Origin of the sequence: Janthinobacterium sp. HH102 (genome assembly GCF_001758625.2) — a bacterium.
Classification (GTDB): domain Bacteria; phylum Pseudomonadota; class Gammaproteobacteria; order Burkholderiales; family Burkholderiaceae_D; genus Janthinobacterium.
Genome location: NZ_CP062062.1, coordinates 5,007,586 through 5,029,252 on the forward strand (window position 1 = coordinate 5,007,586; position 21,667 = coordinate 5,029,252).

Consider the following 21,667-nt stretch of genomic DNA (forward strand, 5'->3'; position numbering starts at 1 on the left):
TCATCCAGCGTCATTCTTCGAAGAGAGAATCCATACGCAAAAAGCAGAGCCGTCTTGACAGCCCAAGGCGAAAAATGGTCTGATGAATTGTAAATTTAAGCTGCTAAATTTATAAACATGGTAATTTTGAAAATACTTTCAAATAGCTAAATAAAAACCCTAAGGAAACTAAAGTTTCCTAGTTGGAGGATGGACAATGATTGAAAAGAAATTAAGCAAATCCTTGCGCATGATGTTTGCCGGCACTTTGGTCATGAGCGCAGGCTTCATGCACCAGGCCGCTCAAGCGCAGGAAGCCAAGGCTGACGAGAAATTGCAGCGCGTGGTCGTCACCGGTTCCGCCATCAAGCGCGTGGATGCCGAAACGGCCGCACCGGTGGAGATTTACACCAAAAAAGATATCGAGCGCACGGGCGCCACCAGCGTTGCCGAATTGGTCAAGAATCTGGCCTCGATCGACATCAATGATCAAGGCGAGCTGAGCGCCAACTCGCCTTCCGGTTCCGGCACCACCAACATCAAGATGCGCGGCTTGAGCGAACGCAACGTGCTGATCCTCTTGAACGGCCGCCGCCTGCCAACCAATGCGCTGGCTGACGGTTCGGGCGCGGGCGCCGCGGTCGACGTCAACGCTATCCCGCTGAGCGCGCTGGAACGCATTGAAATCCTGAAGGACGGCGGATCCGCCATTTATGGCGCCGATGCGGTGGCCGGCGTGATGAACTTCATCACCAAAAAGAACTACCAGGGCCTGGAAGCGAAGACCAGCTATGGTCAAAGCTCGCGCTCGGACGCAAAGGAAAAGACGGCCAACCTCGTGTACGGTTTTGGCGACTACGACACCCAGGGCTTCAACGTACTGGCCACGGTCGACGTGTTCAAGCGCGATCCGATCTACCGCAAGGACCGCGACCTGACCCGTTCGGCCGACTTCCGCCGCTTTGGCGGCCCGGATGGCCGCAGCGGCTTCCATCCTAGCGGCAATATCGCCGGCGGCGGCACCCTGGTGCCATGCCCACCGGACGATTTGAGCAACGGCTCCTGCCGTTTCGACGTCAACAAGACCTTGCTGACCTCGACCAACGGCGCCGACCGCGTCAGCGGCATGCTGATCGGCAGCCTGAAAATCAGCGACAACATCCGCGCGTTCGCGGAATTTACCTATTCCGAAAGCAAGGATGACTTCGAAGCCCAGGCTGCTCCGGGCAACTTCGTAGTCAATGGCAAGACCGTTGCCGGCCGCTTTATGCAAATGGGTCCTCGCAAGACCAACCGCAAGGGCACAATGACCCAGTTCTCGACGGGCCTGGAAGGCACGACGCGCGGCATCGACTGGGACGTCGCCATCGGCAAGGGCGTAAGCAAGGCCACCAACCGCGATTCGAACTACGCACATTACGATCTGTTCAACGAAGCGATCGAGAATGGTTCGATCGACCCAACCCGCACCGACAACCCGCAAGCCGCCGTCGACAAGATTCGCCTGACGCCTACGCGCGCCGGCAAATCGGAACTGACCTTCTTCAACGCCAAGGCCTCGGCGCCGATCATGGACCTGGCTGGCGGTGCGATGGCCTACGCCGTCGGCGTGTCGTACAACAAGGAAACGCTGAGCGACCAGCCCGACCAGAACCAGATCGATGGCCTGGTCTTCGGCAGCATCCAGCAGGCTGCCGTGAAGGCGGACCGCAATTCCAAGGGCATCTTCGGCGAACTGTCGATTCCCTTCCTGAAAAACGTCGAAGCTCAGGTCGCCTTGCGCTATGACGACATCTCGAATGTCGGCAGCAAGACCAGCCCGAAACTGGCTTTGCGCTACCAGCCGCTGAACAACCTGATGTTCCGCGGTTCGTATGCAGGCAGCTACCTGGCGCCATCGCTGAAACAGATGTATGGCGGCGTCGATGCCGGTGCCTATACGACGAACGACAAGGAAATCTGCAATGCCTTCCCTTCGATTTCCGGCAATTGCACCAACTTCTCCTACTACCAGGTCTCCGGCTCCAACAAGGACTTGAAACCTGAAACGGGCAAGACCTATAACCTGGGCGTGGTGTTCTCGCCAGTGAACTCGCTGACGGTCAGCATCGATTACTTCAAGATCGACAAGAAGAACGAGATCGGTACCCTGACGGAAACCAAGGCGATCGAGCGCGGCAACGTCGAAATCAAGAATGGCGACGCGCGCATCCTGCTGAACAACCAGAACCTGGCTACCACCGAAGTACGCGGTTTCGATACGGACGTACGCTACACCTCGCCGCAAACGATGTTCGGCAAGTTCACGATCCGCAATGCGTCCACCGTCTACACCCGCATGGAAACGCAGGATACGGAAACGGATCCGGTGCAAAGCACGCTGAAGACGTTCATGAACCCGAAATACCGCAACACGTTTACTGCGAGCCTGGAAAAGGACAATATGTCCGGCTCCCTGGTCATTCGCACGACGGGCGACATGATCGACTCTGACAAGCGCCGCGAAGAAATCAAGCCGGGCACCCGCACGATTCCTTCGCACACGGAAGTGGATCTGACGGGCCAGTACGTGGCGATGCAAAACCTGACCTTCACGGCCGGCATCAAGAATCTGTTCGACAAAATGCCGCCGTTTAGCGCAATGGGCGCGGGTAACCAGTACGGCACCCTGGGCTTTGCTCAGCTGTACAACGTGCGCGGCCGTTACTTCTACATCGGCGCAGGCTACAAGTTCATGTAATGTAGCGCAATCCCCGGCAGCCTGAAATGGCTGCCGGTACTGCCCCCGAAAGCCGCACGAGAGTGCGGCTTTTTTCATGCCCGGCAGACGAAAAAAGCTATGTCACCGTCAAATGTGGGAACTCGCCCAATGTTGCCTTCAATAATGTTTCTGGGGAGCGGATGCGCCCGGCGTCGAGTATCCAGCGCCAGCCCAGGTAATTCGGCAGGTAGCGCGTCGCCACGCCGTGAAAGGGGCCTAGCCATGCCCGCAGGCGGCTGTGATACGCGTTGACGTTCTGCACGTGGGCGGCGCCCTGCACGCGGATGCCTGCGCGCACATTGACGGCCTGGTGACTGATGCCCGCTTCACGCGCGAAGGCGCGATAGGCAGCGTGGTCGTCGGTGACCAGCAAGATGTCCTTGTCGATCACCGGCGGCAGGCAGGCATGCAGCTGCGCCTTGGTCAGCGCCCCTTTTCCCGCGACGAAATCGCGGGTTTGTCCCGTGCGGTCGCGCGCCACCAGGATGCAGACTTGTTCACTGGAAATGCCGTGCTTGCGGGCATGGCCGCCACGGCGGCGCGCCGGACGCGTCAGATGCCGCGCGCCCTTTTCCGATTCCAGCACATACAGCTCGTCCGCTTCGGCGATGCCATGCAGGCAATGGGGCCGGTCCGTCTTGGCCAGGCTTAAAAACCGGTGGCGCCAGCGAAAGGCGGTGTTGCGGTGCACGCCCAGCTGGCTTGCTGCCTTGCGCACGGAAGCCGACTCGAGCAGGCAGTTGGCGTAGTCGAGCCACAAGGTCTTGTGGCGCAAGCGGGCCAGCGGTGTGCCGGTGAGCGCATTGAAGGTGCGCCCGCACGGCACGCAACGGTAGCGCTGCAGTCCGTGCGCATGACCGTGCCGGTGCGCATGACTGCTGTTGCAGGCAGGACAGTGCAACCGCTGCCGGGCTACGCTTTCGACCAGTGCCACGGCGGCGTTCTGCGATCCTGCCCCGCGCAGCAGAGCAGTGCTCGCCAAACGCTGGCGACGGCTCAGTGCGGCGAACTGGGCGATGAAGGTTTTCCATTCGGCTGGCTGCATGGAAGGCTCCCGTTTGTCTGATATGTACAGTCAGACAGCCGGGGCTGGGGAAGATTCCTTGAGTTCCCCTATTTGTCGGGGACAGAGCCTAAAAAAAAACCGCTGCAGGCAGCGGTTTTCAGGTAACTCCAACGCTTACCTTACAGGAAGCGGTCGAGTATCTTGCGCGTCGTCTTGTCGATATTAAACATGTCGCGTATCAAAAAGTGGATGCCGTGGTTGTCGGCGATCAAGAGCGACGCGGCACCGATGCGGCGGATGTCTTCCTCGCCTTTCAGCACGAATTGCGTCTCGCCCCGGTCCGTGTCGACATGCCAGGTGCATGGCGTGGCGAAGCTGGAGACGCTTTTCACGCGCGCGATCTCGGGCATGAATTCGCGTCCTTCCAGCTCTTCCTGCAGCAGGCTGCGCGCCGGCTCCGGCATGGCGTCGAGGCGGTCGATCCACGCCACTTCCTTGCCGTTGCCCAGCACCAGCGAAATGCCTTCGTCCGGCGACTGGATGGGGAAGGCGCGCACGGGCGCCACGCCTTCAAAGACCTGGCCGTCCGCGTCCGTCATCACCAGCTTGCCGAAAGGGTCGCGGCTTAATGTAAAAGTTGTACTGGCCATGCTTATTCCTTGTCATCCAGGGCGAGTTCGTTGTTGCGCGCCTGTGCTTCGTAGAGGCGGAAATAGGCGCCCTCTTTCGCCATCAGTTCATCGTGACTGCCCACTTCGACGACCTGGCCACGGTCCAGCACCACCAGACGGTCGGCCCGGTGCAGGGTCGACAGCCTGTGCGCGATGGCGATCGTCGTGCGGCCCTGCACCAGATTGTCGAGCGCCTTCTGGATCTCTTTTTCCGTTTCCGAATCGACCGACGATGTCGCTTCATCCATGATCAGGATGCGCGGGTCGATCAGCAGGGCGCGGGCGATCGAGATGCGCTGGCGTTCGCCGCCGGACAAGCCCTGGCCACGTTCGCCCACCATCGAATCGTAGCCTTGCGGCAGGCGCAAGATGAATTCGTGCGCATGCGCGGCGCGCGCGGCGGCGATGATCTCCTGGCGCGTCGCATGCGGTTTGCCGTAGGCGATATTTTCCGCGATGGTACCGAAGAACAGGAACGGTTCCTGCAGCACCAGGCCGATATTGCGGCGGTAGTCGGACACGGCGAACGAACGGATGTCGACGCCGTCGAGCAAGATCGCCCCTTCCGACACGTCGTAGAAACGGCAGATCAGGTTGACCAGCGTGCTCTTGCCCGAACCGCTGTGGCCCACCAGGCCGATCATCTCGCCCGCCTTGATGTTCAGGGTGATGCCGCGGTTGACGGCGCGGTTGCCATAGCGGAAACCGACTTCGCGCAAATCGATCCTGCCTTCGATCTTCTCCAGTTTCACGGGCTGCGCCGGTTCCGGTACGCTCGACACATGGTCGAGGATGTCGAAGATGCGCTTGGCGGCGGACGCCGATTTCTGCGTCACGGAGACGATGCGGCTCATCGAATCGAGGCGGCCGTAGAAGCGCGTGCTGTAGGCGATGAAGGCGGTCAGCACGCCGACGGTGATTTCGCCGCGCGACAGCTGCCAGATGCCGAAGCACCAGATGACCAATAAGCCCATCTCCGTCAGGAAGGAAACGGTCGGCGAGAACAGCGACCAGACCTTGTTCAACTTGTCGTTGACGGCCAGGTTGTGCGCGTTGGCGTCGCGGAAGCGGGCCGCTTCGCGCTTTTCCTGCGCAAACGCTTTGACGACTCGAATGCCGGGGATGGTATCGGCCAGCACGTTGGTCACTTCGCTCCACACGCGGTCGATCTTTTCAAAGCCCGTGCGCAAGCGGTCGCGCACCAGGTGGATCATCCACGCGATGAACGGCAGCGGCGCCAGGGTCATGATGGCCAGCCACGGATTCATCGACCACAGGATCACGCCCGTCATGATGATCATCAGCACGTCGGAAGCGAAATCGAGCAAGTGCAGCGAGAGGAAGACGCAGATGCGGTCGCTGCCGCTGCCGATGCGCGCCATCAGGTCGCCCGTGCGCTTGCCGCCGAAAAATTCCAGCGACAGTTTCATCAGATGTTCATAGGTCGCCGAGCGCAAGTCGGCGCCCATGCGTTCGGACACCAGGGCCAGCACATAGGTCTTGCCCCAGCCCAGCAGCCAGGCCAGCAGGGCCGAACCGAGCAAGCCGCTCATGTAGTACACCACCAGCCACGGATCGATATGCTTGCCGTTCTGATACGGGATCAGCACATTGTCCATCAGCGGCGCCGTCAGGTAGGGCGGAATCATGTGCGCGGCCGTGGAGAGCAGCATCAGCATGAAGCCCAGGGCCAGCTGGCCACGGTAGGGATGGGCGAAACGCCACAGGCGGAACAGGGTCCAGGTCGATGGCGGCGTATGCAGCACCTTGGCGCAGATCGGACATTCTTCCTGCTCCGGCTCCAGAGGCGCCTTGCAGCTCGGACACACTTCCTGCTCCGCTTCCAGCACGGGCTGGCCCGTCAGGTGGCTGTCGAGGCGCTCGACGAACTGTTCCAGCACGCGGATCGCATGCAGATTCTGGCCCAGGGTAAAACGCCACGACGCCAGGCGGCCGTGGTCGTCGAACAATTCCAGGTGGCCGACGCCGGCGTGGTCGTGGTGCGTCAGGCGCAGTCCATGGCGGAAAGACCAACTTTTCCAGGTGGTATCGCCCGGGGAACGGGCCAGTAAACGCTTCTCTGTGACAACAATTATGCCTTTTGTGAAACGTAATCGCGCATCGAGGTCAACCTCAACGCTACTTAAAACGTTCTCCCCTGGAGAAAGCTTGCTTTCCACTTCCGCCAGCCAGTGTTCCGGCAGCGAGGTAAGGGGAATAGTTGTTGCAGGAACACTCAGTTCAGTTGTCATCGTAAAGCATACTCCGGCTCGAGGCCAAGCCCTTCAGGGCGGGATTTGGGGGATGGGGCAGACGCCCGATCAATGTTTGTGTATTGCGCGATGGCGAGGTAGATGCACCAGTGGCAATTTCCTGTATTGTATCGAATGGATGCCTGCAGGTAATGAATGATGGCAAAACGGAGCAAAAAAATGCGCGGCCATCGTACAGGGGCAAGTATACAACAGCCCGCTGTTGCGCAAATGCTCCAGCTTAGCCCGGAGTCGGTAACTTTATAACAAGTATGGCAACAATTAGTAACAATTAGAATGACAACACCAGCAGAATACGAGAAGCAAACGCGACAAGAGGCCGCTAAAAGTGGCACACTGCGCATACCCGGGATAAAGAACCAAGCACGAGCCTGAAAAGACTCTGTAAAGCCAACATAAAGTATCTGGCGCCCAGACGCCTGGCTTGTTATCAAGAAACCACTTACATGATCAAGAAGAAGAACATCGAATTCGTCCGCGTCACCCACTTGCGCGGCCCCAACATCTGGACTTACCGCCCGGTGATTGAAGCCTGGGTCGACATCGGCGAACTGGAAGACTATCCATCGAATACCCTGCCCGGCCTGTACGAGCGCCTGGTGGCGTGGCTGCCCGGCATGATCGAGCACCGCTGCGGCGTGGGCGAACGGGGCGGCTTTTTCGAGCGCCTGCGCGAAGGCACATGGTCGGCTCACATCCTCGAACACGTGGTGCTGGAACTGCAAAACCTGGCCGGCATGCGCACGGGCTTCGGCCAGACGCGCTCGACCAGCCAGCGCGGCGTCTACAAGATGGCCTTCCGCACGCGCGAAGAGCACGTGGGCCGCGCCGCCCTGGCCGCCGCGCGCGAACTGCTGATGGCCGCCATCAATGATGAAGCCTACGACCTGGAAGCGGCCCTGGCGCCGCTGCGCGACATGGTCGACTCGCGCTGCCTGGGCCCAAGCACGGCGAGCATCGTCGATGCGGCCACCGAGCGCCGCATCCCTTCCTTGCGCCTGAACGACGGCAACCTGGTGCAGCTGGGCCACGGCGCCGCGCAGCGCCGCATCTGGACGGCCGAAACAGACCGCACCAGCGCGATTGCCGAAGGCATCGCCAGCGACAAGGATCTGACCAAATTCCTGCTCAAATCGTGCGGCGTGCGCGTGCCCGAAGGCAGCCTGGTGCGCAGCGCCGAAGCGGCCTGGGAAGAAGCGCAGGACATCGGCGTGCCCGTCGTCGTCAAGCCGTATGACGGCAACCATGGCCGCGGCGTGTCGCTGAACCTGATGACCGAAAGCGACGTCAAGGCCGCCTATGAACTGGCCGCGCGCAAGGGCGACAGCTCCGCCGTGCTGGTGGAAAGCTTCATCACGGGCGACGAACACCGTCTGCTCGTCGTCGGCAACAAGCTGATCGCGGCCGCCAAGGGCGAATCCTTGTGGGTCGACAGCGATGGCACTTCCAGCGTGCTGGAACTGGTGAACACGCAGATCAATATCGATCCGCGCCGCGGCGAAGGCGAAGATTTCCCGCTCGGCACCGTCAAGCCGCATGAATCGGGCGAGATCATCCTCGAACTGCAGCGCCAGGGCATGACCGCCCTGTCCGTGCCGCAGGCGGGCCAGAAAGTGCTGATCCAGCCGAACGGCAACGTGGCCATCGACGTCACGGACGACGTGCACCCGTCCGTCGTGCATGCGGCCCTGCTGGCCGCGCGCGTGGTCGGCCTCGATATCGCCGGCATCGACCTGGTCACCACCGACATCACGCGTCCGTTGGAAGAGCAGCGCGGCGCCATCATCGAAGTCAATGCCAGTCCCGGCCTGCTGGCGCACATCAAGCCAGGCGTGGGCCAGCCCCGCCCTGTCGGCGCGGCCATCGTCGACCACCTGTTCGCGGCCGAGGAAACGGGCCGCATTCCGCTGATCGGCGTGACGGGCACGCGCGGCACCAGCCTGATCGTGCGCATGCTGTGCAAACTGCTCAACCTGTCGGGCCTGCACACGGGCGCCGTCTGCAGCGAAGGCATGTATCTGGACCAGCGCCGCGTCGTCAGCAGCGATTGCGTGAACTGGGACGCGGGCCAGCGCCTGCTGCTCAACCGCACCGTGCAGACGGCCCTGTTCGAGAGCAATCCGCGCATGATCCTGGCCGAAGGCCTGGCCTACGACAAGTGCCAGATCGGCGTCGTCACGGACATGGGCAGCCTCGATAGCGTCAAGGATTTCGACGTGCTGGACGAAGCGGGCCTGTACAAGGCCGTGCGCAGCCAGGTCGACGTGGTCGTGCCGACGGGCGTGGCCGTGCTCAACGCCGCCAACGCGCACGTGCTGGAACTGGCCGAACTGTGCGACGGCACGGTGACCCTGTATGCGCAGGATGGCAGCTTGCCCGCCATCGCGGCGCAACTGGCCGCCGGCCAGCGCGCCGTATTCGTGCGCGGCAACCACATCGTGCTGGCCGAAGGCGGCATCGAAACGGTCCTGCTGTGCCTGGACCTGCTGAAACCGGCCACGGCCGGCAATGTCGACAGCGTGCTGGCCGTGGCCGCCGCCGCCTGGGCCCTGAACCTGCCCGTCGACCTGATTTGCGCGGGCCTGCGCACCTTCGATGCGGCCCCCGGCTGCATCGGGAACTAAGGCAAAGCAGCACTCAAGCCCGGCTACGGCCGGGCCCACAAGAACACAACAGGATTACGGTTTAATTATGGAAGTATCTCGCGTACGGGCCTTGCGGGGCCCTAACCTCTGGAGCCACGACACCGCCGTGGAAGCCATTGTTTCCTGCACCACGCAGGAACTCGACATCGCCCAGCTGCCCGGCTTCGAAGCCCGCCTGCGCGCACTCTTTCCGCAACTGAGCCCGCTGCAACCGCTGGGCAATTACAACGCCGCGCCGATGGCGCAGGTGCTGGAACTGGCGGCGCTGGGCCTGCAGGCGCAAGCCGGCTGCCCCGTCACCTTCAGCCGCACCACGCCGACCCTGGAAACGGGCATCTTCCAGGTCGTCGTCGAATACTCGGAAGAAGCCGTCGGCCGCCTGGCCCTGGAACTGGCGCAGCAGCTGTGCCGCGCCGCGCTCGACGATGCGCCGTTCGACCTGGCCGGCGCCCTGCACCAGCTGCAGGAACTCGATGAAGACGTGCGCCTGGGCCCTTCGACGGGCGCCATCGTCAACGCCGCCGTGGCCCGCAACATCCCGTTCCGCCGCCTGACCGAAGGCAGCCTGGTGACGTTCGGCTGGGGCAGCAAGCAGCGCAAGATCCAGGCCGCCGAAATGGACGGCACCAGCGCGATTGCCGAAGCCATCGCGCAGGACAAGGAACTGACGAAGAAATTGCTCGATTCGGCCGGCGTGCCGGTGCCGCAAGGCCGTGTCGCCGTCGACGCGGACGACGCCTGGGCCGCCGCCTGCGAGATCGGCCTGCCCGTCGTCGTGAAACCGAAGGATGGCAACCAGGGCAAGGGCGTTACCGTCAATGTCACCACGCGCGAGCAGCTGACGGCCGGCTTCCTCGCGGCGCAGGAATTCCGCGACGACATCCTCGTCGAACGCTATCTGCCGGGCCACGATTTCCGCTTGCTCGTCATCGGCAACAAGATGGTGGCAGCGGCCCGCCGCGACCCGCCGCAAGTCGTGGGCGACGGCCAGCACACGGTGCGCGAACTGGTCGACCAGGTCAACCTGGACCCGCGCCGCGGCAGCGGCCACGCCACCTCGCTGACGAAAATCCGCTTCGACGACATCGCCCTGGCCAGCCTGGCCAAGCAGGGCTACGTGGCCGACTCCGTGCCGCCCGTGGGCCAGCGCGTGATCTTGCGCAATAACGCCAACCTGTCGACGGGCGGCTCGGCCACCGACGTCACCGTCGACGTGCATCCGGAAGTGGCGGCGCGCGCCGTCGCGGCCGCGCACATGGTGGGCCTCGATATCTGCGGCGTGGACGTCGTTTCCGACAGCATTCTGAAACCGCTGGAAGAGCAGAACGCCGGCATCGTCGAAGTCAACGCAGCACCGGGTTTGCGCATGCACCTGGCGCCGTCGTTCGGCAAGCCGCGTCCCGTCGGCGAAGCCATCATCGCCGCCATGTTCGCCGAGGGCGACGATGGCCGCATTCCCGTCGTCGCCGTCACCGGCACCAACGGCAAGACCACCACCGTGCGCCTGATCGCCCACCTGCTGACCACCTCCGGCCTGCGCACCGGCATGACGAACACGGATGGCGTGTACATCGAAGGACGCCAGATCGACAGCGGCGACTGCAGCGGCCCGCGCAGCGCGCGCAACGTGCTGCTGCACCCGGACGTGGACGCGGCCGTGTTCGAGACGGCGCGCGGCGGCATGCTGCGCGAAGGCCTGGCCTTCGACCGCTGCCAGGTCGCCGTGGTGACGAATATCGGCGCCGGCGACCACCTGGGCCTGAACTACATCACCACCGTGGAAGACCTGGCGGTATTGAAGCGCGTGATCGTGCAGAACGTGGCTGACAGCGGCGTGGCCGTGCTGAACGCCACCGACCCGGCCGTGGCCCGCATGGCCAAGAATTGCAGCGGCACGGTGACCTTCTTCGCCGCCGACAAGACGCATCCCGTGATGGCCACGCACCGCGCGCAGGGCAACCGCGTCGTGTACGTGGAAGACGGCAAGCTGGTCGCGGCGCAAGGCAAGGAACGCCACGAAATCGCCCTGTCGCAAGTGCCCATCACGCGCAACGGCGCCATCGGCTTCCAGGTCGACAACGTCATGGCGTCGCTGGCCGCCGCCTGGGCCGTGGGCCTGGACTGGAAAACCATCGCGCTGGGCCTGAAAACCTTTGCCAATGAAGCCGACAATGCGCCGGGCCGCTTCAACGTCTTCGACTATCGTGGCGCCACCCTGATCGCCGACTACGGCCACAATCCGGACGCCATCCTGGCGCTGGTGCAGGCCGTCGAAAGCATGCCGGCCAAGCGCCGCTCGGTGGTCATCAGCGGCGCCGGCGACCGCCGCGACGAAGACATCCGTCAGCAGACGGAAATCCTCGGCGCCGCCTTCGACGACGTGCTGCTGTACCAGGACCAGTGCCAGCGCGGCCGCGCCGACGGTGAAGTCGTGGCCTTGCTGCGCCAGGGCCTGGACGGCGCCAAGCGCACCAGCCATATCGATGAAATCAACGGCGAATTCGTCGCCATCGACAAGGCCCTGGCGCGTTTGAGCGAAGGCGATCTGTGCCTGATCCTGATCGACCAGGTGGAAGAAGCGCTGGCGCACATCGCCAAGCGCGTCGCCGAAGCGTAAGCGCGCCAACTGCGCACAAGGGCGGCCTGCGGGCCGCCTTTTTTTTCGCTCCTGCGCGGCCGGCGCACCGGCGCGCATTTCATCGGCAGCGAACAGCGATGCCTGGGGGCGCCGCCAGGGCGCATGAATGCAGCAGGGATACCGGAATTGATATTGACTTCGCAAAAGAAGTCATTTGTGGGGCAAAGTCATTCCCACCTACCATGTTTCTTGAGCAGGTTCCAGCTCTGGCGGCGACTGCCGCAGCGTTCTCAACATAACTAAAATACAGGTGGAGACAAGATGAAGCAATCGATGGCAACGGGCACCCGCACGTCCCGGCACAACACACGTCTGACCTTGAAGGCCACAGTGGCCGCGCTGGCCGGCGCCGGCCTGCTGAGCAGCGCGTCCGTCTGGGCGCAACAGGCACCCGCCGCGGAAACACCGGCGGCAGAAGCGGCAGAAACAGCACCGGCGGCAGCGCCAGCCGACAGCGGCATCGCCGTCGTCGCCGTCACGGGCGTGCGCAGGGCGGCACAGAGCGCGCAGACGATCAAGAAAAACAACGACCAGGTGGTCGACTCCATCGTCGCCGATGAAATCGGCAAATTCCCCGACAAGAACGTGGCCGAAATCCTCGGCCGCGTGACGGGCGTGCAGATCCGCCGCGAAAGCGGCGAGGCGGGCACCGTCATCATCCGCGGCTTGCCCGGCGTGGTGACCCTGCTCAACGGCCGCGAGATGTTCACCTCGGTGGGCCGCAGCCTGTACCTGGCCGACATTCCGACGGCCATGCTGCAGCGCGTGGACGTGTACAAATCGCAGGGCGCCGACATGGTCGAAGGCGGCACGGCCGGCGTGATCGACGTGCGCACCAACCGCCCGTTCGACTTCAAGGGCTTTACGGCATCGGGCAATGTGCGCGCCGAACACCGCGACAAGGCCGGCTCGACGGACCCGAACGTCAGCGGCATGGTCTCGAACCGCTGGAAGACCCCATACGGCGAATTCGGCGCCCTGCTCGGCCTGTCCTACCAGCGCGGCAGATACTATGACGAGACGATCTGGAACGCCGAACCCGTCAAACGCCCCGAAGCGGGCAACATCACGGGCCCCGATTCCGTCGGCATGATCCCGACCGTGGGCGACCGCAAGCGCTACGCGGCCAATGCAGCTTTCCAGTGGCGCCCGAACTCGCAGGTGGAAGTGTATGCGGAAGGCATGTCGACCCTGATCAAGCATGCGTTCGACAGCCAGTTCTTCGTCGGTTCGCTGCCCTGGGGCCAGAACCCGGACATCACGCTGATCCCCGGTACCAGCCAGGCGGCCACGGTGGGCAAGATCGACGGCCCGTGGTCGCCGTTTACCCTCGGTTCGACACAGGCGCGGCGCGACCGCTCGATCGGTTCGCAAGGCGCCATCGGCGCGCGCTGGGACATCACGCCGCAGCTGCGCGCCACCACGGAGCTGGCGCGCACGGTGAGCAACTTCGAGCGCGAATTTCCCATCCTCGACTTCCTCGCCCACCCGACCAGCGTGATCGGCAGCACGAATGTGAACGGCGGCGCGCAGATCAGCTACCCCGGCTACAACATGCTGGACCCGAAGAACTACACGCTGCTCGGCTTCTACGATAACCACAGCCACGACGAAGGCAGCTCGACCGACTGGCGCGGCGACCTTACCTACGACATGGACAGCACGGGCTTTTTCCGCGAATTTTCGGGCGGCGTGCGCCTGGCCAAGCGCAAGGCCGAATCGATCCGCGAAAAAAATGGCCAGGGCGGGTTGACGTCGATTATGACTGCGGACGCGATTCCCGGCCTGGCTTGCGCCTCGCACGAGAACACGGGCAACTTCGGCCTGCAAAGCTGGCTCACGCCCTGCCGCGACTTCATGCTCAACAACACGGCCGCGCTGCGCCAGCTGTTTACGGGCAGCAGCGAACGCAGCCCGGACGATCCGATGACCCACTACAAGGATGTGGAAAAAACCAATGCCGTCTACGGCAAGGCGCGCATCGGCTTTGACCTGGCGCAGGTACCGGTCGATGGCACGCTGGGCGTGCGCGTGGTGCAGACCAAGCAGGACTTGCAAGGCAATTCCTCGCAAAACGGCATCGTCACGCCCGTGCGCGTGAAGACGTCGGATACGGACGTGCTGCCCAGCCTGACCCTGAAAGCCCTGCTGCGCCAGGACCTGATCGCCCGCCTGACCGCCGGCAAAGCCGTGCAGCGCCCGAACTTCGCCGACTTCAACCCCGGCGTGAGCCTGGGCCAGAGCCTGGAAATGGTGCGCCCGACGGGCAGCGGCGGCAATCCCGACCTCAAACCCGTGGAAGGCAAGAACCTCGATGCGGCGCTGGAATGGTACTTCGCCCAGACGGGTTCCGTCACGGCCACCGTGTTCCGCCACAACTTCAAGAACTACATCCTCTCCGGCTCGGCCAAGGAAACGTACGGCGGCATCGAGTACGACATCACGCGTCCGCGCAACACCTCGAAGGGCCATCTGCAAGGTCTGGAAATGGCTTACCAGCAGTTCTACGACAAGCTGCCCGGCTGGATGAGCGGACTGGGCCTGCAGGCGAACGCCACCTACATGACGGGCGAGCTGGAAGAGTTGAATGGCAGCGTGCACCCGTTCACGGGCATGTCGAAGTGGTCGGCCAATATCGTCGGCCTGTACGAACAGGGACCGTGGTCGGCGCGCCTGGCCTACAGCTGGCGCGACAAATATGTCGACGACTACAACTACCGCGGCAAGGGCATCCACCTGACCGTGGCGCCGACCAAGACCCTGGACGCATCGGTCTCGTACAAGCTCAATCCGAACACCACGGTGACGCTGGACGCGAACAACCTGCTCGACTCGACCTACCGCGACTACCACGACACGCCGGACTATGTGCGCGATGTGCGGCGCTATGACAAGGTCGTCGGTTTATCGATACGCTGGAGCTACTAACTCATATCCCCCTTTCTTCCTTCGAGGGTTTTCAGCGCCAGCCGGCAACGGTTGGCGTTTTTTTTGCCTTGTGGAATCTATCCGACAGTGGAATTGATCTGGCGCAAAGCGATGGCATCGGGGCGCTTTTATGCTGGCAGCTTGACTAGCGAACCCGGCGGGGGACAGCATGCGCGATGCACGGCACGTCGATATACAGTTATTTCAACCCGACATCCCGGTACGGCTCGACATGCGCACGGCGGCGCTGGTCGAACATGCGCTGGCCTTGCAGGAAATGGCCGGCACGGGCGCCGCCGCCCTGTTTTTGCATTGCCACGACGTGCCGCTGCCCACCGCCTTGCGCGTGCTGACGACGGGACCGCGCCGCAAACCGGCCGGGCCGCATCTGTTTGCCCGCCTGCGTCCACGCACGGCCGCCCGGGTGCAAGGCGCGCCGCTACCGGCGCGCTGACGAATCCTGTACCATCGCCGCAACCTATCAAATGAGGCACGGCGATGCAGGCAGCGACACCCCACGATTCCTATGCGGCACTGATGGACCTGATCAAGGCGCGCCATGCGGAACTGAGCCCGCAATTCCAGGCCGGTGCCCGCTACCTGGCCGACCATCCGGACGAAGTGGCCGTCTCATCGATGCGCAGCATCGCCGCGCGCGCGCAGGTGCAATCGGCCGCCCTCGTGCGCCTGGCGCAGCAGCTGGGCTTTGCCGGCTGGCCCGAACTGAAAGCCATCTTCGTCGAACGCCTGCGCGCGGGCCAGGCCGGCTATGCGGCAAAGGCGGGCGCGCTGGCCGGCAAAGAGGGGAAAGAGCGCGACCTGGTCACGGAAGTGTTCACGGCGCAGCAGCGCAACCTGGCCGCCACGGAAAGCGCCAACCACACCGCCCTGGACGCGGCCGCCAGCCTGCTGCAGGCGGCACCCCGCGTGCACGTGGCCGGCTTTCGCGCCGCCCATCCGATCGCCTACACCCTGCACTACCTGTACCGGCTGCTGCGTCCCAGCGTGCAGCTGCTGAGCGGCCAGGGCGGCACCCTGGAAATGGACTTGCGCGCCCTGCAGGCGGGCGAAGCCGTCGTCATCGTCAGCTTCGCGCCGTATTCGAGCGAAGCGCTGCTGGTGGCGCAGGCGGCGCGCCAGGCCGGCTGCCAGGTCGTCGCCATCAGCGACAGCGCCATGTCGCCGCTGGCCCTGCAGGCCGACGCCAGCATCGTCATCGCCGTCGACAGCCCCTCGTTCTTCCCTTCCATCGTGGCCGGCGTCGCTGCCGTGGAAAGCCTGGTGGAATTGCTGGTGGCGCGCGCGGGACCGGACGCCGTGCACGCCATCGGCGCGGCGGAAAGCCAGCTGCGGGCGCTGGGCGCCTATGCCTCAACATCAAATGATGTAAATTAAAACAAAATACATCAATCGTTGCAATGCGGCGCAACGCCTCCTATAATCGGCCATTCCCCCCTTTGCCGATAAGAAAGCGATGCCATGAGCCATGTCTTCCACCGCAGCCTGACCGCCACCTACCCTGTCGCCACGGGCGGCGACGGTCCCTACCTGATCGATGCCGACGGCAAGCGCTACCTGGACGCCTGCGGCGGCGCGGCCGTCTCCTGCCTCGGCCATTCGGATGCGGCCGTGACCGCCGCCGTGCAGCGGCAGATTGCCACGATGGCGTACGCGCACAGCGCGTTTTTTACCAGCGAACCGATGGAGCAGCTGGCCGATTTTCTCGTCGCGCGGGCGCCTGCCGGCATCGACAGCGTGTATTTTGTCTCGGGCGGCTCGGAAGCGGTGGAAAGCGCGCTGAAAATGGCGCGCCAGTATTTCGTCGAGCGGGGCCAGCCGCAGCGCCGCCACGTCATCGCGCGCCGCCAGAGCTATCACGGCAACACCCTGGGCGCGCTGGCCACGGGCGGCAACGCCTGGCGCCGCCAGCAGTTCGAACCGCTGCTGATTGGCGTGACCCACGTATCACCCTGCTATGCCTGGCGCGACCAGCAGGCGCATGAAACGGATGCTGATTACGTGGCGCGCCTGGGCCAGGAGCTGGAAGACAATATCGCCGCACTGGGCGCGGAGAACGTCATGGCCTTCATCGCCGAACCCGTCGTCGGCGCCACGGCCGGCGCCCTGCCCGCCGTGGCCGGCTATTTTGCGCGCATGCGCGCCATCTGCCAGCGCCACGGCATCCTCCTGATCCTCGACGAAGTCATGTGCGGCATGGGGCGCACGGGCAGCCTGTTCGCCTGCGAGCAGGAAGCCATCACTGCCGACCTGATCTGCATCGCCAAGGGCCTGGGCGCCGGCTACCAGCCCATCGGCGCCGTGATGGTGTCCAAGGACATCCGCGAGACCATCCGCACCGGCACGGGCTTCTTCCAGCACGGCCACACGTATATCGGCCACGCCACGGCCTGCGCCGCCGCCCTGGCCGTGCAGCGGCAGATCGAGGAGCGCGATTTATTGGCCAACGTGCGCGCCATGGGCAGCTTGCTGCAGGAGCGGCTGCGCCAGCGTTTCGGCGAGCACCCGCACGTGGGCGACATCCGCGGCCGCAGCCTGTTCCTGGGGCTGGAACTGGTGCAGGAGCGCGCCAGCAAACAGCCGTTCGACCCCGCCCGCCGCCTGCACGCGCGCATCAAGGCGCAAGCCATGCAAAACGGACTGATGTGCTACCCCATGGGCGGCACCATCGACGGCCTGCACGGCGACCACATCCTGCTGGCGCCGCCCTACATCATCGACACCAGCCACGTCGAGGAAATCGTTGACAAGCTGGGCATGGCCATTGATGCCTGCATCAGCTAAGGCCGCCCACTGTTGCCCACGGTAGAGATCAGGCTGGCGCCGCAGCTCGTCTTGTGCCCCTCGAAGGCCACGGGCACGCCATCGATCAGCACCTGCGGATCGCCCTCGGCGATCACGCAGCGCACATGGCCCTTGATCGGGCAGACGCAAGGGTCGCCCTTGCGCGCCACGGCCACGCCCAGCACCGTGCTGTTCGGCGCCGCGCCTACCACCTTGCCACCGTGGCTGGTAGGGTCGTTCAAGCGGATCACGCCACGCATGCTCTTCTCCTTGAATAGGTCAAACGCCTCATTGCGAAAACCCCTGGTAATACTCGGGCGCATCGTGGCGCAAGCCCCACCAGGGCAGATACGCGTGATTACCGCTGCGCGCGCGGAACCAGGGTTTGCCGGGCTGGATCGGCCGCACGACGGCGGGCGGCGCCACCACCAGCGCCACAGGGGCAAGCAGGTCGCTGGTGCCGGCCACCAGCACGGGCTTGCCGAAATGGTGCGCGTAAGCGATGCCCAGCGCCACGTTCGTCAGCGCCGTGCCCGCGCCCGTCTCGCCCAGCACGGCCGTCAAGTTGAAGCTTTGCTTCAGCAGATCGAATTCCGGCAATTGCACGGTAAGCGTCTGCGCCAGCGCGCCGAGCCGTGCCGACGAGTCATGATGCGTATTGCCTGCGTCGTGGATGAGATAGCCGATGTCAGCATCCGGCCTGTTGGCCTTCGCCGCCGCCTCCTCGATGGCCGCCGTCCACGCCTGCACCAGGCGCGGCGGCTCGCCCTTTTTGATTTCAAAATCCGCCACCTGTTTGGTGCTCGGATAGCCTAGCCACGCCAGCGGCGCCCGTTCCGTCTTGTAGTCGGGACCAGCCAGCACCAGCAGCACCAGATTCTCGTTGATCTGCCGGTCCAGGGGACGGCTGGGCGCATCCCAGTTCATGGCCCAGACGGTTTCCTTGGGGTGGGTTTGCAGATAGTCGAGCGCGGCAGCCAAAGAGGTAAAACCGGCGTTGGGGCCGCCCATGGTGACGCGGACGTCGGGTGGGGTGGAACGGGTCCACAGGGTGGGAGAGTGGATGTTGCCGATGCTAAAAGTCCTTGCAACTCTTTTGCGCACAAATGCTATCGTTTCGACCGGATCGAGCTTACCTTCTGGCAGGGCATATTCGATATGAATACCAGCCAACTCTCGCCAGCGTGATTTGTCCTCGGCTGAATGAACGTTATAAAAATATTCCGAGTCGGAGTAATACACATCATGGTACAAGTTCATTAACTCATTAATGTATTTTTCATGGTATCCATCGAAAGTTTCAGAGCCTTCATTACCTATAGCAATGGAGGCAATACTCTGCAACTTAGAATATTTTTCAGGTTTTTCTTTTACCATATCATCGTTCGGATTAGGCCGTGCCAGGCCAAGGGTCCAAAGTAGCTGCCATTCAGTGGGATAGTCTCTACGATGCAAAGGATTTAACCATTGCAACCCGACTACCTGAGCCAGAAATGGTCTCTGCACTAAAGATCCATCAATAGGAACGACAGGAGTCACTATGTTTGCCGATGTACGTAAACGGGCGCAAGCTGACAAAACTAAAACAATCAAAAACGCACCGAGTATAGATAACAATATAGATCTAGCCATGACATGATCTCCAACAAGATAAATATTTACTTAATATTTAGGAATTTATATGAAATGTGATTTCTCTTTATAAAAATGCTCGTTCACCGAAATTAGGACGAGAATCAAGAGCAGGGTTCTCTCTCACGTCAACTATGGATACAGGAAGATTTCCTTCTCCACCAGTCTGCTGAGACCATTGAGTAATGGTCAAACCATGCAATTTCCCATCATTAAAATATTCTTCGAACAATTTAGCGGATTCAGTATTATTTAGTGCCCTCAACAACCGCCAATCCGCCGCCACCCTCAACTTGCGCAGCTGGTCCGGCTTGATGCGGCACACGCCCACCGCCACGTCATACGCAAGCGCCCGCTCTGAGTGCATGGGGTTGGTCAGGATGGTGGAATGGTCGGTGGCGTAGGCGCCGGCCTGACTGGACATCATTTCCCCTACCCGCGTGCTGCGCCATTGCAGGTACTCGGCGTCGGGCGTGGCGTTGGGCATTTCCTGTTGCACTTTTTGACCCTCGGGACTTTTCCCTTCCCGTACGGCTTGCGCGCGTATCACCGCGCGCTGCTCGAATCGCAGGCGCGCCTCGTCATCGGCCGTGCCCCTGGCCCTGTCCATGCGTTTGGCTTCATTTTTCGCCGCCCGCCCCTGCAGGCCGCCGGGCGGAATCTCATGATCGGCAAGGAGATCGTCGCCGGGCGCGCGCTGCTTGCCCACCTGGCGCGATTCGCCGGGGGGCTCGTAGCCTTCGTCGAATTCCTCGCTGGTCTGGCCAAAGCGCAAGGACTGCGGCTTGAAGGGCGGCAGCAGGTCGGGCGCGTTCAGTTCGATTTTCCAATCTTTGTGGGGCGAGGCATTGCAGGGGCTGCGAGCCAGGCCCGTGGCCACGATGAACAGGGGCGCAAACCCGACCGTCAGGATGGTGGACAAGCGGCTCTCCTGACTGGCCTCGACGCCCTGTTTAATGGAATACGACGCATATTTCTGCGCCGGAAACCAGAAATCGTTGCCGCCCGGCGCAGGCTTGCGCCAGTGATCGCGCCAGTAGTGATAGCTGCCCTGCTTGCCCACCTCAAAACCCTGGGCAAACACGCGCTGCACGCACACGCCTGCCGCCTCGGTGGCAGCCAGTTCGCCGCCGTCCTTGCCGTCCTTGGCCAGCGAACCCGACAGGCCGCGCCAGCCGATGCCCTCGATGGCCACGGACGACACCACCACATCGTGCGGATTGCAATAGATGGTCACCCTGCCATACGATGATTTCTTGCCGCCCCGGGCGGCGCCGGCAATCCCGTATTGCTCGCGGTCCGCCGCGGCGGAAAAACCGTGCTCCAGATTGGCCATGCAGCGGTCGATTTCCTCGTCTGTCTGCACCTCGCCCAGGCTGGCGCGCTGGCCGATGATGGCAAAGAAGTTTTTCAAGGTGGCAATGCGCGCCTGCACCGTCACCCTGCCCGTGCTGCCGTCCGCCGCGCGCAGGTTGCCGGCCACCCAGTTCTCGGCGCTATTGCATTTCGCCAGGCTGTACGGCGAATTACAAATCACATAGTTGTCGGCCACGCAGGGAACGCCATCCACCTTGGGCAGACGGGTGCCCAGAAAGGCCGCCGCCATCGCCACCATCGTGCCCTGGCTGTGGCACACGATGGTGACGGGCACGTCGGCCTGCTGTTGGCGGATGGCTTCGACCAGCTTGGCCAGGCGGTAGGCGGCCAGCACGAAATACGGGCGCGGCGGGCAGCTGTACACTTGCCGTTCCGGGAAGGGATTCATGTGCTGAATCTTGTTCCACAAGAATAAATCCTCGCTCAACCCTGTTTTCCACAAATCTGCCAGCGCGCTGCAGCCATTGGCAAACGGCCCGCCACCCCAGTAATTGTCTTCATTCAGGTAGATGCCCTTGCCGTATTGCTGCAGTTCCTCGCCGGAAGCCTTGTAGCCCCAGCGAAAACGGATCACGGGAGAAAAAGTGCCGGCATCGCGGATCAAGGTATCGGCCGACATCTCCGGATGGAGAAAGCCTTCGGCCGTGATTTCGGCGCCATAGCTGACCGGCTTCAGTTCGCCGCCTTCCACGCCACGGTGCTGCATATGATGGCAGGAACGCTTGAGGCGTTCGTTGAGGCCGTTGCACAGTCCCTCTTCGGCCGCCGCGTACCACTCGCCATCGGAATTGACGCCGTGCACGAAGATCACGATGCCGGGCAGCGGCAGTTGCTGCAGCGTGTCCCGGTCGCTGCTCTGGAAATTGGCGTTGCAGGAAAACTGACCGAGGATATCGATTTCGGGGTCGTCGCACAGCGGCGGGTGGGGATCGAATTGCATGGTGTGCTCTCCAGT

Annotated in this window: 13 protein-coding genes; 7 read left to right on the forward strand and 6 right to left on the reverse strand. The window is 62.8% G+C overall.

Going from position 1 to position 21,667, the window contains the following annotated elements:
* Window positions 1-196 precede the first annotated feature (196 nt).
* Window positions 197-2,719, forward strand: coding sequence for a TonB-dependent receptor (locus tag JAB4_RS22855; RefSeq protein ID WP_070221050.1), 2,523 nt, complete (start codon window positions 197-199; stop codon window positions 2,717-2,719).
* Between the two features lie 97 nt (window positions 2,720-2,816).
* On the opposite strand, the gene JAB4_RS22860 is transcribed toward JAB4_RS22855, so the two are convergent.
* The 3 genes from JAB4_RS22860 to JAB4_RS22870 form a co-directional block, all read right to left on the reverse strand.
* On the reverse strand, window positions 2,817-3,785 hold the full coding sequence (locus tag JAB4_RS22860; RefSeq protein WP_070308398.1) for an IS1595 family transposase: 969 nt from the start codon (window positions 3,783-3,785) through the stop codon (window positions 2,817-2,819).
* A 140-nt stretch (window positions 3,786-3,925) separates the two neighbouring features.
* A complete protein-coding gene (locus JAB4_RS22865) occupies window positions 3,926-4,396 on the reverse strand; it encodes a DUF1854 domain-containing protein (protein WP_070221406.1) in 471 nt (156 codons plus the stop codon).
* 2 nt (window positions 4,397-4,398) lie between these two features.
* Window positions 4,399-6,669, reverse strand: a complete 2,271-nt coding sequence (locus JAB4_RS22870) for an ABC transporter ATP-binding protein (RefSeq protein WP_083286938.1) — start codon at window positions 6,667-6,669, stop codon at window positions 4,399-4,401.
* 467 nt (window positions 6,670-7,136) lie between these two features.
* Between JAB4_RS22870 and cphA (JAB4_RS22875) the strand changes: the two genes are divergently transcribed.
* The 6 genes from cphA (JAB4_RS22875) to JAB4_RS22900 all read left to right on the forward strand — a co-directional run bounded on the left by cphA (JAB4_RS22875) (window position 7,137) and on the right by JAB4_RS22900 (window position 17,703).
* The gene (gene cphA, locus JAB4_RS22875; protein WP_070221407.1) at window positions 7,137-9,314 is read left to right on the forward strand and encodes a cyanophycin synthetase; all 2,178 of its coding nucleotides are present in this window, start codon (window positions 7,137-7,139) and stop codon (window positions 9,312-9,314) included.
* A gap of 67 nt (window positions 9,315-9,381) precedes the next feature.
* Window positions 9,382-11,952, forward strand: a complete 2,571-nt coding sequence (cphA, locus tag JAB4_RS22880; protein WP_070221408.1) for a cyanophycin synthetase — start codon at window positions 9,382-9,384, stop codon at window positions 11,950-11,952.
* 282 nt (window positions 11,953-12,234) lie between these two features.
* Window positions 12,235-14,901 carry a TonB-dependent receptor gene (locus JAB4_RS22885; protein ID WP_070221409.1) on the forward strand — a complete coding sequence of 889 codons (2,667 nt, stop codon included), beginning with the start codon at window positions 12,235-12,237 and terminating at the stop codon, window positions 14,899-14,901.
* A gap of 169 nt (window positions 14,902-15,070) precedes the next feature.
* On the forward strand, window positions 15,071-15,355 hold the full coding sequence (locus JAB4_RS22890) for a hypothetical protein (protein ID WP_139143546.1): 285 nt from the start codon (window positions 15,071-15,073) through the stop codon (window positions 15,353-15,355).
* A 44-nt stretch (window positions 15,356-15,399) separates the two neighbouring features.
* On the forward strand, window positions 15,400-16,296 hold the full coding sequence (locus JAB4_RS22895; protein WP_083286937.1) for a MurR/RpiR family transcriptional regulator: 897 nt from the start codon (window positions 15,400-15,402) through the stop codon (window positions 16,294-16,296).
* 84 nt (window positions 16,297-16,380) lie between these two features.
* Window positions 16,381-17,703, forward strand: a complete 1,323-nt coding sequence (locus JAB4_RS22900) for an aspartate aminotransferase family protein (RefSeq protein ID WP_070221411.1) — start codon at window positions 16,381-16,383, stop codon at window positions 17,701-17,703.
* Here JAB4_RS22900 and JAB4_RS22905 read toward each other — a convergent pair.
* From JAB4_RS22905 to JAB4_RS22915, 3 genes are all read right to left on the reverse strand, one after another.
* Window positions 17,700-17,963, reverse strand: a complete 264-nt coding sequence (locus JAB4_RS22905) for a PAAR domain-containing protein (protein ID WP_070221412.1) — start codon at window positions 17,961-17,963, stop codon at window positions 17,700-17,702. The genes JAB4_RS22900 and JAB4_RS22905 overlap by 4 nt on opposite strands.
* A 28-nt stretch (window positions 17,964-17,991) precedes the next feature.
* Window positions 17,992-18,807 carry a hypothetical protein gene (locus JAB4_RS22910; protein WP_227742016.1) on the reverse strand — a complete coding sequence of 272 codons (816 nt, stop codon included), beginning with the start codon at window positions 18,805-18,807 and terminating at the stop codon, window positions 17,992-17,994.
* Between the two features lie 595 nt (window positions 18,808-19,402).
* Complete coding sequence (locus tag JAB4_RS22915) at window positions 19,403-21,652, reverse strand: DUF3274 domain-containing protein (protein ID WP_070221414.1); 2,250 nt, start codon at window positions 21,650-21,652, stop codon at window positions 19,403-19,405.
* Window positions 21,653-21,667: the final 15 nt, after the last annotated feature.